Source organism: Pseudomonas sp. KCJK9111 (genome assembly GCF_046231935.1).
GTDB lineage: Bacteria > Pseudomonadota > Gammaproteobacteria > Pseudomonadales > Pseudomonadaceae > Aquipseudomonas > Aquipseudomonas parafulva_B.
In genome coordinates this window covers 74550-87814 of record NZ_JBJJMO010000005.1, presented here as the reverse complement: position 1 = coordinate 87814, position 13265 = coordinate 74550, and the positions used below count along the sequence as shown (strand labels likewise).

The following is a 13265-nucleotide window of genomic DNA, read 5'->3' as shown; positions in this document are numbered from 1 at the left end:
TGCATTGTAGTACTTCTACCCAGAGCAGACAGCACGCATTGACCACCACGTGTAGGAAAACGGGTGGCCAATGGTCGCAGGGAAGGCGTGATGCTATTTGAAACCCGTGACTGCATGGGGCACGTAGGGTGCCTCGAGTCGAGCGGTCTCCTCAGCCGTCAGGCGCAGGTCGATGGCGGCCAAGGCGTCGTCCAGGTGCGCAGGCTTGGACGCACCGACGATGGGCGAGCTGACCCCTTGCTTGCCGAGCACCCAAGCAAGCGCCACTTGGGCCATCGGCACGCCACGCTCCTGGGCAATCTGTTCGACCACGTCGATGACGCGTCCGTCTTGCGCCTCGGTTTTCTCGAAGAATGACTGCCCGGACAGATCGGTGCGGGTCCGTTCGGTCTGCTGCCCGTTGGGGCGGGTCAGGCGACCACGTGCCATGGGGCTCCAAGGCATGAGCCCGACGCCCTGGTCCAGGCACAGGGGAATCATTTCGCGCTCTTCTTCACGGTACAGCAGGTTCAGGAAGTTCTGCATCGACACGAAACGGCTCCAGCCGTTGCTGGCGGCTACCTGCTGCGCCTTGGCAAATTGCCAGGCATACATCGACGAAGCGCCGATATAGCGGGCCTTGCCCGCCCTGACCACGTCATTGAGCGCTTCCATGGTCTCTTCGATGGTTGTGGTGTAGTCCCAGCGGTGGATCTGGTACAGGTCGACGTAGTCGGTGCCCAAACGCGACAGGCTGGCGTCGATACTGGTCATGATCGCCTTGCGCGACAACCCTTGCTCATTGGGACGGCTGGCGCCCTGCCACATGTTGGCCGGGTAGAAAACCTTGGTGGCGATCACCGTCTCGTCACGCCGGGTGAATTCCTTGAGCAGTTTGCCGAGGATCACCTCTGAGGTGCCCGCGGAATAGCTATTGGCCGTGTCGAAAAAGTTGATGCCCTGCTCGACGGCATGGCGAATGATGGGCCTGCTCGCGTCTTCGCCCAGTGTCCAGGGGTGCGTGCCGGCATCCGGCTCGCCGAAGGTCATGCAGCCCAGGCACAACCTGGAAATGTCCAACCCGGTGGTACCCAATTTCACGTATTGCATCAGTGTGTCCTCGTCAGCCTTTGAATAGGTGCAGCGTACTCGCGTTGGCCATGCGGGCAAATTCCGTGTTGCTGCACGTGGGACCTGCAGGAATTCACAAGCGCAACAGGGGCTTGATCTGCTGGTGCAGGAAATCGGTCACAGCCTTTATCCGCGGCGTGGCGCGCACGTCTTCATGCACCGCCAGCCAGATCTCGATGCTCATGGTCTGCTCAGGCTGGCCAGCCACGCTCAACCCGTGCTCATGGGCCATGAAGGCGGGCAGGCAAGCGATGCCTATACTTCCGGCACACGCCTGGGCCTGGATGCGCAAGTCGTTGCTCAGCAAGGCGAAGGGTTGCTCGCCCGCCTGGCGGTTGAGCCACTGTTGCTGCGGTGAATGGGCCTGGGAGGCGTCATAGCCAATGTACCGGCGTGCCGAACCGCTGGCTTGGTAATCGGCACTGGCATACAAACGATAGTCCAGGTGCCCGAGCAGGCTGACCACCAGGGTCGGCTCGGTGGGCCGTGACAGGACGATGCTGATGTCGGCCTCGCGCCTGGCCAGGGATGCCCGAGACTTGCTGCCCACCAGCCGCAGGCGCAGTTGGGGGTAGTGCTTGTAAAGATCCCCCAGGCGCCTTGCGATGATGCTGCCCAGCAAGGCGGGCGGCGCCGAGAGGATCACTTCACCTTCTACCGTCTGTTGACCGGCGCTGGCAAAGTGTTCGAGGGCGAAGGACGATGCGGCCATCTGACCGGCCAACTCGCCCACGCGCTCGCCATCCTCGGTGAGCACATAGGCCCGTGCGCGGCGGTCGACCAGCTTCAGGTTGAGCGAAGCCTCGAGGGATGCGATCCGCCGAGCGACGGTAGCGTGGTCGACTGACAGTACCCTGGCGGCGGCAGACAGCGACCCGGTCGCGCAGAAGGTCGAGAAATGGCGTAGGTCTTCCCAATCGAACATGAGCGGGCTCGGCAGTTATAGGTCTGAGAGGGCCAGACACCGTCTTGGATACCAGCCCGTGCGGGAATGTAGCCTTGCCTCAAGCGCCGCCGTTCATGCGCCGTGCGACAACATAGAGCCCCAGCCCCAGCAGCGCCATGGCAGCGCCGATGTAACCTGTACTGGTCCAGCCCAACCCCGCCGTGATCGCCATGCCTCCCAACCATGGGCCCAGGGCGTTGGCCAAGTTGAAGGCGGCATGGTTCGAGGCCGCTGCAAGGCTTGGGGCTTCGTGAGCGATGTCCATCAGGCGGATTTGCAAGGGCGCTGCCAGGGCGATCATGGTACCCACCAGGCCGATGCCCAGCAGCAGGCTCCACAGGTTCGCGGCGGCAAAGGTGAAGAACAGCAGGACCAACACCGACCACGCCAGCACCAGCCCCACGGCGCGGAACTGCAAGCGGTCGAACAATTTGCCGCCGACGATATTGCCGACAATGCCGCCCACGCCGAAGGCTGCCAGGCCGAACGGAATCCATTGGGGCGCCACGCGGGTCACTTCGAGCATGGTCGGGGCCAGGTAGCTGAACACGCAGAACATCCCGGCAAAGCCGATGGACGCAATGCCCAGCGCCATCCAGACCTGGGGCAAGGTGAAGGCCTTGAGCTCCTTGCGCGGGTCACTGCGCACCTCATCATGACGCTGGGGCACGAAGCGCCACACCATGGCGATGGTGCACACGGCGATCAGCCCGACCAGCACGAACGCCGAACGCCAGCCAAAGTACTGGCCCAGAAAGGTGGCGATCGGGTTGCCCAGCAACATGGCCAAGGTAAGCCCCATCATGACCCGAGCCACGGCGCCTGCGCGCTGGTTGCTGGCCACCATGCTCGAGGCCACGACTGCGGCAATGCCAAAGTACGCGCCGTGGGGCAGGCCGCTGATGAAGCGAAACGCGATCAGCCCGCCAAATGAAGGTGCGAAGGCGGTGGCCAGGTTACCCAGCGCATACAGGCCCATCAGCAACAGCAGCATGTGCTTGCGCAGGATCTTGGCGCCAAGGATGGCCAAGGTGGGTGCGCCCACCATGACCCCCAGCGCGTAGGCGCTGATGGCGTGCCCGACCTGGGGTTCGCTCAGGTTCAGGTTACTGGCGATATCCGGCATCAGGCCCATGATGGCGAACTCACCGGTGCCAATGGCGAAGCTGCCCAACGCCATGGCGGCTTCCATTTTTACGACCGTGCTTTTGCTGGGCAACGGGGAGGATTCTAAAACTGACATCTGGCTCCTTGAAACATGCTGAAACGTTCAAGGGATGATAATGGCAACGCGAACGGTGCGTCGAGCCGCGCTGACTCGCTCGCCGACGCAATCAGCGGTCTTCTCCGGGCGCAAAAGTAGGGCGAATGCGAGGTGGAGTACAGATGTACTCCATGGCGCTAGCGATCTAGATATTGACTCTGTCCGGCAAAGTCGATGAAGCGCTGGCTGGCCAGCGACAGGTACTCACCCGACCGCCAGCACAGCCGGAAACTCATCTGCTGGGCAGGCTCGAACGGCACGCCGACGATACCTGGCGTTCGTAATTGCACGGAGCGCAGCAATGTGGCCACGCCCATGTTGTCCAGTGCAGCCTGGACCACCAACGAAACGAAATTGCTCTGCAATGCCACTTGGTAGGTAATGCCGTGTTCGGCAAAGAAGGCGTCGAGCAACTGGCGCTGCACGAATGTACGGTCGAACACCACCATGTCGGTGCTGCGCAGGTCTTCGGCAGTCAGGCTTGCCTTGCCGGCGTAGGGGTGATCCGGGTGCATGCAGGCCAGCATCTCGTCGCTGCCCAACAGGATCGATTCCTTATCCGCGGGCACGCGGCGGGACTCGAGCAGCGCCAGGTCGATTTCTCGTTGCTCTAGGCGCTGGCCAATGTCTTCGGCGCTGCCCTCGAACACGGTCATGGCGATGCCGGGATAAAGCCTGCGAAAGGCGTTCATCAACCCGGGCACATAGTGCAGGCCGAACATGGGCGGGATCCCCAGCCGCACTTCGCCGCGCTTGAGGTCGGCCATGTCACGCAGTGCCTGGCGGGCCACGTCCATCTCCCGCAAGGCTGATGCGATGCGGGGCAGAAATTGCTCGCCTTCCACGGTCAGTACCACCTTGCGCGTGGTGCGGTTGAACAAACTGACGCCCAGTTCTTCTTCAAGGCGGGTCACGGCCATGCTCAGCGCAGGCTGGGCGATGTGCAGGTGCTGAGCGGCCTTGGTGAAGCTGCCTTGGCGGACGATTTCGACGCAACAACGCAGCGCCTTGAGATTCATTTAGGGCATTCCAGGATTGATAACGTTTTGTGATGCTCAGAATCATAACAATATATTTACTATTATTAACGCCAAGGCCTACGATGCGCGGCACTGAGACATCCTGCAACATCTCAGTCACGCAGCCAGCTGGCTGCATCCTCCCTGGATCTTGAGGTAGTACATTAAATGGCCAAGGCCGCCGATGTCGTTGTGCAATGCCTGGAAAACGAAGGTGTCGAGTATGTGTTCGGCATTCCCGGTGAAGAAAACCTCGACCTGCTCGAATCCCTGCGCAAGTCGAAGATCAAGCTGGTACTGACCCGCCATGAACAGTCTGCAGGCTTCATGGCTGCCACCTACGGTCGCCTGACCGGCAAGACCGGCGTCAGCCTTTCCACCCTGGGCCCCGGTGCCACCAACCTGGTGACCGCCAGCGCCTATGCCTACCTGGGCGGCATGCCGATGATGATGATCACCGGGCAGAAGCCGATCAAGAAGTCCAAGCAGGGCCGTTTCCAGATCATCGACGTATGCGGCATGATGGACCCCATCACCAAGTACACCCATCAGTTCGCCTCGGCCGACAACATCCCGGCCCGCATGCGCGAAGCCTTCCGCTTGGCCGAGGAAGAAAAGCCGGGTGCCGTGCACCTGGAACTGCCTGAAGACATCGCCGCCGAGCAGACCGACGCCCTGCCTATTCCGCGCAGCCTGCACCGTCGTCCGCTGGCCGAGCACGTGGCCATCGAAGCGGCTGTGGAAAAACTGCAAAAGGCTCGCAGCCCGATTCTGGTGATCGGTGCCGGTGCCAACCGCAAGATGACGGCCAAGGTGCTCAAGCAGCTGATCGACAAGACCGGCATCCCGTTCATCACCACCCAGATGGGCAAGGGCGTGGTCGACGAGCGTCACCCGCGCTTCCTGGGCAACGCGGCGTTGTCGTCTGGTGATTTCGTGCACCGTGCGATCGAAGCGGCCGACCTGATCATCAACATCGGCCACGACGTGATCGAGAAGCCGCCGTTCTTCATGGTCCGTGGCGGCACCGAAGTCATCCACATCAGCTTCCGCTCCGCCGAAGTCGATGCCGTCTACTTCCCTCAGGTCGAAGTGATCGGCGATATCGCCAACGCCGTGTGGCAGATCAGCGAACAACTGACCGACACCGCGCATTGGGACTTCACCCGCCTGATGGCGATTCGTGAAGCCAACGAGGCGCAGATCGCCGAAGGCGGCGACGACGACCGCTTCCCGGTCTACCCACAGCGCCTGGTGGCCGATATCCGCCGTGTACTGCCTTCCGAGGGCATCGTGGCCCTGGACAACGGCATCTACAAGATCTGGTTTGCCCGCAATTACAAGGCGCATAAGCCCAACACCGTGTTGCTGGACAACGCCCTGGCGACCATGGGTGCCGGCTTGCCGTCGGCCATGGCCTCGCACCTGGTCTATCCGGACCGCCCGGTGATTTCGGTGTGCGGCGACGGCGGCTTCATGATGAACAGCCAGGAACTGGAGACTGCAGTGCGCCTGGGCATGCACATCACCGTGGTGATTCTGCGTGACGACGGCTACGGCATGATCCGCTGGAAGCAGGCCAACATGGGCTTCACCGACTTCGGCCTGGACTATGGCAACCCGGACTTCGTCAAGTACGCCGAAGCCTACGGCGCCACCGGCCACCGTGTCGAAAGCGCCGAGGGCCTGTTGCCATTGCTGGAGCACTGCATCACCACCCCAGGCGTTCATGTGATCGACTGCCCGGTCGACTACAGCGAAAACGACCGCATTCTCAACAGCGAGCTGCGTGAGCGAGCGCTGGCGATCTGAAGCGTACCCACACGCTGTGGCTGATCGCTGTGTCGTTCATCCTGTTGCATCGACCAGATGCAACAGGCGAGGTGGATGTGATCTCCCGCTGTATGCGGCGGCCGCAATGGCCGCCGTGCTTGAGCGTCTTCAGTCCTGGGGTTCAAGCAGGCCACGAAGGCTCATCACGATGGTACTCATGTCATAGGGTTTGCGCGTGACCGGAATGTGCTTCAGGTGCGCGGGAATACTGATGCCATCGCCATACCCGGTTGCGAACAGGAAAGGGATGCGCCGACGTACCAATGCCTCGGCCACGGCGATGGACGTACCTCTTCCCAGGTTCACATCGAGAATGGCGGCGTCGGGTGAGTGCCGCTCCAATATCTGCAAGGCTTCCTGTTCGGAACTGGCCGTGATGACGTGCTCGATGTGGGCGTCGTTGAGGATTTGCTCGAGGCCGATGGCAATGACCAACTGATCCTCCAGAATCATCACGCTCATGCCAGGTCGTGCGGCGAATGCGTCTGTCGAATCGATCGAGGGCGAGGCAGCAGCAGGCGCAGGCTCGGATTCCGCGACCGCCAGGTGCCGGGCTGGCAGCGTGAACAAGCCCTGAACCCCTTCAGGGTAGTATTCCACGCTACTGGTACCGCCTAGATCGAACGGGATGCTGCGCTCGATGAGGACCGACCCGAAACCTCGACGCCTGGGCACCTGCACCGGCGGGCCGCCGCTTTCCTGCCAGATAATGGCGCAGGCGCCTGCTGCGTCGATTGCCCAGCTGACGCACAGCCGCCCCCCTGGGCATGACAGCGCACCGTACTTGGCGGCGTTGGTCGCCAGTTCGTGCAGCACCAGGGCCATTACCGAGTAGGCCCTGGCATCGAGAATTACGTTGGGGCCTTGCATAACGATGTCGGCAATCGCCGTGCGGTAAGGCGACAGCTCGGCATCGAGCAACATCGCCAGGCGCCCACCACCGTCACCCCGCACGACCTGGTCGTGGGCCAGCGACAGGGCCTGGATGCGGCCTTGCAGGGTGTTCACGTAACCCTTGAGCGTCTGGCCCTCGGCCGTGGGATGGGCGACCAGTGCACCAATCAGTGACAGGATATTCTTGACCCTGTGGTTGAGCTCCTCATTGAGCACGCGCTGGCGAACCTCGGCCTTGGAGCGCTCGCTGGCCAGCAGTTCGCTGTTGTGCAGCAACACCTCGACGATGGCAGTCCGAATGGCGTCCCCGAACTGCCGATCCTGCTCCGACCAGGGCGCAGATTGCTGGTGCACGGTCTGTTTCCATATGGAAAAACTCGTGCGCGGCGTCAGCCGGTCGCCCATCGCGCCACTGGTATAGGTCTTGTTAGGGTCGCCCGCCCAGTCGAGGGTCTGCACCACTTCCTTGCGAAAGAACATGATGTAGTCCTGCGGGCGCTGCGAAATGGGGATGAGCAGCACGCCCGATACGTCGCTGAAGTAGGCCTGGGCCGCCGGATGGGCCTGGGACAGGCTATTCGATGCCCATGTTCTGGCCTCGGCCACGCTCTCGGCAAAGCGCAACAATTCAGGCACGCAGGTTCGGGGCGGAACGCTACCGGCACTCGACCAACGCCCTTGCAGCGAGATGCCGATGCCATCGCACGGGATCAGCGACATCAGCCTTGGCAGCCGGTCTTCGAAGAAGCTGTGCATGTCGGCGGCATGGTTGGCATCGCGCAGCATGAGGTCGAGCGTGTCGTGCACCTGCACGGCCGCTTCGAGTTGTTGCCGGCTGCGCAATGTTTCGATGTGCAGGGCAAAGAACTCGCCGAACATCTCGGCCGCCACTCGCCGGCCCATGGTCAGGTTGCGCGGCGAATAGTGGTGGCAGGCAATCAACCCCCACAGCGCGCCATTGACAATGATCGAGATGGACATGGTGGCGCCCACGCCCATGTTCTGCAGGTATTCGCAGTGGATTGGGGAGACGCTGCGCAGGTGGGCATAGGACAGGTCCAATGGCTCGCCCGAAGGGTCCAGCACAGGCTCCAGGGCCACTGCCTCGAACTGCACGTCAGGGATGACCCGGATCGGGTTGCGCAGGTACAAGGCGCGTGCCTGCTGCGGGATGTCCGAAGCGGGAAAATACTGCCCCAGGAAGCTCTCCAGCGTACTGCGCTTGGCCTCGGCAATCACTTTGCCGGCGCCATCGGTGCCCAGTTGGTAGATCATCACCCGGTCGTAGCCCAATACTGCACGGACAAACCGTGCGGCATCGCGGAACAGGCGGTCGGTCTGGTCGATTTCACGCAACTGCGCGATCAATGTGCGCGCAAGTTCGATGGGTTCCGCAACGTTTTGGCCGGCAGGCTCGAATTCCAGGATGGTGCTGCCCTTGAAGCGGTGCGCCGATACATCCACACGCCTGCCATCGGGCAGGGCGACTGCAAAGCTCAACGCCGGGCGCGAGCCTTCGCGTATGCGGGCCAGGGCATTGCGCAAGGTATGGGCGAGCTCCCCGCCAATCACGTCATCGAGTTTAAGGCCATTGAGTGGCAGCGCCGCCCCCAGTAACTGCGGCGCATTGACCGAGTGGCGCAAGATCACGGTTGCGGTGGCGTCGCAGGCCAGCAAGCAGCCGTGAGGCTGGATGCTGCCAGGAATCTGAATGGGTTCGCGGTCGCAATTACTCAGGTTTACCTGTGGGTCGAGGGTCATTAGCCATGCCTGTAGATGATGTAGAGGCTGCCTGCGCGGCCGCCGCCGTCAGCCTAGCAGCACACCCGCGTACGGCATAGCCGGTGAGTGCCCCGGATAGCAGTTTTGTGGGTGCCGGTCGTCTGCACGAGGTGCCCGCCCTTGTGCATGACAGGCTTCGATGGTTTCATGCGGCCCGTGATTGTGAAGGTAAACGCGCATGAATCGTCCGCTTTTCATCGCCATGGATGGGCCCAAGGGCACTGGCAAGACCACGCTGCTTGAAGCCCTCACCCAGGCGTTGCGAGCCGAGGGCAACAAGGTGGTCAGGCTGTGTGAGCGCAACAATGATCCACAGCGCGCGCAGACCATGGCGTTGGTCAATCAGCTGGCCAGGCAGCCTTCGCCAGCGCTTGAGTGGCAGGTCTGCGAACAACTAGCTGAAAGTCGCGCCTGGATCACCCGGCACGTACTGCCGCGTCAACCTGGCGACAGCATTGTCCTGATCGACCGTTGGTACCCCTCGGACGCAGCGTTTCGCCGAACCGTGCCGTTCGATCAGGTATTGCGATTGAACATCGAACGCGGCGTGCAGGTGCCTGACCTGCACATTGCGGTGCTCACCACGGCGCAAACGTCCTGGGCGAGGGCGGCGGCACGCCGCCGGGGCCTGGGCAGCACGGTGATGCATACCTTGCAGGAGCAGCTCGCAAGTACCCAGGCGTTCAGCCGTGCTGCAAACGAGCACGGCTGGTTGCTCTGTCAGAATGAAGGCACCGTGACGGCTGCAGTGGAGCAGTTGATGGAGTCCATCACGGCGCTGTTGCACGCCTGAACGCGACCCTCAAGCCGCCGTGCTCAGAAGCCTTCCAACACGATCTTGCCCCTGGCCTTGCCGCTCTCGATGACCGCGTGCGCCCGTTTCAGGTTGCTCGCATTGATCGTCCCGAAGTGTTCACCCAACGTGGTCTTGAGCACACCGCTGTCGACCATCTGGCTGATGCGGGTAAGCAGTTGGTGCTGCTTGATCATGTCGGGCGTCTGATAGAGCGAGCGGGTGAACATCAGCTCCCAGTGCAGCGACAAGGATTTGCGCTTGAGTGGGACCACATCCAGCTGCGCCGGGTCATCGATCAAGGCAAGCTGCCCTTGCGGGCGCAGGACCTCGATCAGTTGCTCAAGGTAGGTGTCGGTATGGGTCAGGCTGATGACGTGATCGACCGCTTCAACACCGTGTGCGCTGAGCTGGGCGGCCAGTGGGGCCGTGTGGTCGATGACCAGGTGCGCGCCCAGGTCTTTTACCCAGGCTTGGGTCTGGGCCCTGGATGCCGTAGCGATCACGGTCAGCTCGGTCAACTGGCGGGCCAACTGCACCAGGATCGAACCCACCCCACCGGCAGCGCCGATGATCAGCAGGTGCTGACCCTGACCGCCGTTTTCTTCGAGGCGCAGGCGGTCGAACAGCAGCTCCCACGCCGTGATGGACGTCAGTGGCAGCGCGGCGGCGCTGGCAGCATCCAGGCTGGACGGCTTGCGCCCGACGATGCGCTCGTCTACCAGATGGAATTCGCTGTAGCAGCCGGGGCGGTCGATGGCGCCGGCGTAGAACACCTCATCCCCTGGCTGGAACAGCGTCACCTGTTCACCCACCTCGCGGACAATGCCGACCGCATCCCAGCCCAGCACTTGTGGCTGGTCACCGCCACGGCTGGCGCGAATCTTGGTATCGACCGGGTTGACTGCGATGGCCTTGACTTCGACCAGCAGGTCTCGGGCACCGGGGGACGGTTTGGGCAGGTCTGCATCATAGAGCGATTGAGGGTCTTGCAGCGGCAAGCCGGGCTGCGAGTAAACGACAGATTTCATGGGGCAGGGCCTTGAGTGAAAAGGGACCTGCCTAGGCTATTCCTATCGTTTGTGAAGAAAAACAGGCTTAGAGGATTAATACTTTCTTTTCAGAAGTGAAAACGGGAAGGTAGTCGATGCGCGAAGGTTCAAACCTGAGGCCTGCATTGGCCCCTAAGTTGTGAGGGGCCCGGCCTGACGGCGACGGGCTGCGGAGCAGCCCTGAAGCGGTGCATGGCACAACGCTTGCCGTCGGGGGGCCAAGTCGTGCGACGTGCGCGGTCAGAAATCGACCGACGCACTTAGAGACAGCGTACGTGGCGCACCGAGTACCAGATAGTTCGAGCCTGGATACCCACCAGCGGAAGCCCAATAGTCACGACCGGCCACGTTGTCCAGACGCGCACGCAGGGTGACATCCTTCTCGTCGACCTTGAAGCCGTAGCGGGCCCCCAGGTCCAGCCGCGTCCATGAAGGGATCTCGAGGTTATTGGCATTGTTGATGTACTGACGGCCGGTGTAGACCACTCGGCTGGTCAGGGTCAGGCCGTTCACACCTGGCACGTCCCATTCGCCACCGATGTTGGCCTGGGTCTTGGGCACGCCGATGGCCTGGTTGCCGTCGTCCTGACCGTTCTGGGTCTTGGTGAGCTCAGCATCGAGGAGGGTGACGCCGCCGAGCAGACGCACGCCGGGCGTCGGCTCGCCGAACACCGACAACTCGATCCCGCGGTTGCGTTGTTCGCCGCCTTCTTTGAAGACCTGGTCCTCGACGATGCCGACCGGCTTGCGCGTCTCGAACACCGCCAGGCTGCCACCGAGGCCTCCGCCGTCATACTTCACGCCCACTTCGGTCTGTTTGGCCACGTAGGGCGCCAGGGAGGCGCCGGCATTGAGCACCGGCGCTCTGGAGCCATCAGGCAGGGTAGTGGTGGCGCCGGCGGTATCGCCCTTGGTCAAGCCCTCGATGTAGTTGGCGTATACCGAGAACTGCTCGTTGATTTGATACACCGCGCCGGCAACCGGCGTGGTTTCATAGCGTTTGTACTTGGATGTCTTGTCGCCGGAATTGTAGTCGTAACCTGTCACGTCCAGCCCTTGCCGACGAGCCCCCAGGGTGATCAGCAACTGATCATTGAAGAACCCTAGAGTGTCAGCGATGGCCAGGCTTTGGGTACGGGTTCTAGCGGTCACATGTGGGTCGGACATGTCGCCACTGAAACTGGTGTTGTCGGGCTTGGCGACATACACCGGGTCATAGAGATCGTTGGCGAAACCACCGAAATTACCCGCCCAGGCATTTCGGTCCTTGTTGTCGAACATCGAGCCGGACAGCACCCACTGATGCGATACCGGACCTGTTTGCAGGGTGTAGCGCATGCCCACCTCACCGGTGGCCACGGTCTCTTCCCGGTAATTGTCGAAGCGCGTCGAACGGGTCACGCCATTGGCGTCTGAGGAGGGGTTGGCCAGCACGTTCTTCTCTTCCCCCTTGCGCATGCCGATGGCAGCCCAGGTGGTGAGTGCATCGGAGAGGTCATATTCGGCACGGAAGGTGCCGAATGTTTGCTTCTCCTTGGAGTACGTCCAGGGCTGGCCGTAGTTTTTGTCGGCATCCGGCGGGCTGGGTACGCGGCCTGTAGGGGTGACGCTGGGCAGCGGGTTATCGATGAAATGGTACTGGTGGCCGATGTCGGCCGAAAGCCGCAGACGCTCGCCTTGGTAGTCCAGGCCCAGGGCGAACATGTCCAGGGAGCGGTCCTGGTCCTGTACCGCTGTCTCCCCGTCGCGCTTGGCCACGTTCACGCGAACGCCAAAACGGTCCTGCTCCCCGAAGCGCCGCGCCACGTCGGCCGAAACGGTACCGAAGCCCCGGTTTTCAACGCCAGCGGTCAGCCGGGTGAGGGGCTCGTTCGGGGCGCGCTTGGGCAGGATGTTGATGGCGCCGCCGATGCCGGTACCGCCGGGGGCAGCGCCGTTGAGGAAGGCGTTGGCCCCGCGGAATACCTCGACCCGCTCGATGAACTCCGCTGCCACGTATTGACGCGGCAGCAGGCCATAGAGGCCGTTGTAGGCGATGTCATCGGAATACAGCGGGAAGCCGCGCATGACATAGAGTTCCTGGAAGTTGCCGAAGCCACGGGCGACTCTCACGGAAGGATCGTTCTGCAGAATGTCGGCGACGCTGTGCGCCTGCTGGTCCTGGATCAGTTGATTGGTATAGGAGGTGGATGTGAAGGGCGTCTCCATGTAGTCCTTGTTGCCCAGGATACCAACACGCCCACCGCGGGCTACTTGGCCCCCTTCATATTCAGGTACCAAGCCATCCCTGGAGGCGTCGGCGCTGGCCGAGACTGCGGTTTCTTCAAGCTCAAGAACCGTACCGGTGGTGCCGGCCGCATTGACGGGCTGTGCGACCGGCACCGGGATTTCCAGTGTGTTCTGGGCAAGTGTGAGCGGTGACGCCACGCTTGCGACCAACCCCAGGGGCAACCAGACGACAGTGTGCAACGCAGGCTTGCGGGCAAAATTTGGGAAGGGCATGTGAGAACCTGATGAAGGAATTGGAACGACAGGAAATGGCCTTGCAGCAAGGTGCAGAATTATAGCGAGT

9 protein-coding genes are annotated in these 13265 nt (G+C 62.1%); 2 read left to right on the top strand and 7 right to left on the bottom strand.

Going from position 1 to position 13265, the window contains the following annotated elements:
• Nucleotides 1-93: 93 nt before the first annotated feature.
• From ACK59L_RS03920 to ACK59L_RS03905, 4 genes are all read right to left on the bottom strand, one after another.
• Nucleotides 94-1089, bottom strand: coding sequence for an aldo/keto reductase (locus tag ACK59L_RS03920; protein ID WP_409271998.1), 996 nt, complete (start codon nt 1087-1089; stop codon nt 94-96).
• 94 nt (nt 1090-1183) lie between these two features.
• Nucleotides 1184-2035 (bottom strand): LysR family transcriptional regulator, encoded by an 852-nt coding sequence (locus tag ACK59L_RS03915; RefSeq protein ID WP_196136016.1) that lies wholly within the window; start codon nt 2033-2035, stop codon nt 1184-1186.
• A 79-nt stretch (nt 2036-2114) separates the two neighbouring features.
• A complete protein-coding gene (locus ACK59L_RS03910; protein ID WP_409271995.1) occupies nt 2115-3299 on the bottom strand; it encodes an MFS transporter in 1185 nt (394 codons plus the stop codon).
• 158 nt (nt 3300-3457) lie between these two features.
• Entirely contained in the window at nt 3458-4339 is an 882-nt protein-coding gene (locus ACK59L_RS03905) for a LysR family transcriptional regulator (RefSeq protein WP_058604991.1), read from the bottom strand.
• Nucleotides 4340-4507: 168 nt separating this feature from the next.
• Here ACK59L_RS03905 and ACK59L_RS03900 point away from each other — a divergent pair, with 168 nt between their 5' ends.
• Nucleotides 4508-6151, top strand: a complete 1644-nt coding sequence (locus ACK59L_RS03900; RefSeq protein WP_058604990.1) for an acetolactate synthase large subunit — start codon at nt 4508-4510, stop codon at nt 6149-6151.
• 129 nt (nt 6152-6280) lie between these two features.
• On the opposite strand, the gene ACK59L_RS03895 is transcribed toward ACK59L_RS03900, so the two are convergent.
• Nucleotides 6281-8827, bottom strand: coding sequence for an HWE histidine kinase domain-containing protein (locus tag ACK59L_RS03895; RefSeq protein WP_409271993.1), 2547 nt, complete (start codon nt 8825-8827; stop codon nt 6281-6283).
• 199 nt (nt 8828-9026) lie between these two features.
• Between ACK59L_RS03895 and ACK59L_RS03890 the strand changes: the two genes are divergently transcribed.
• On the top strand, nt 9027-9641 hold the full coding sequence (locus ACK59L_RS03890; protein WP_409271991.1) for a thymidylate kinase: 615 nt from the start codon (nt 9027-9029) through the stop codon (nt 9639-9641).
• 23 nt (nt 9642-9664) lie between these two features.
• Here the strand turns inward: ACK59L_RS03890 and ACK59L_RS03885 are convergent, their stop codons facing one another.
• Together ACK59L_RS03885 and ACK59L_RS03880 are read right to left on the bottom strand one after the other, a co-directional pair.
• Nucleotides 9665-10672 (bottom strand): zinc-binding alcohol dehydrogenase family protein, encoded by a 1008-nt coding sequence (locus tag ACK59L_RS03885; protein ID WP_409271989.1) that lies wholly within the window; start codon nt 10670-10672, stop codon nt 9665-9667.
• Between the two features lie 261 nt (nt 10673-10933).
• Nucleotides 10934-13195: a TonB-dependent receptor gene (locus tag ACK59L_RS03880; protein WP_392515753.1), complete on the bottom strand. Its 2262-nt coding sequence runs from the start codon at nt 13193-13195 to the stop codon at nt 10934-10936.
• Between the last annotated feature and the right edge of the window lie 70 nt (nt 13196-13265).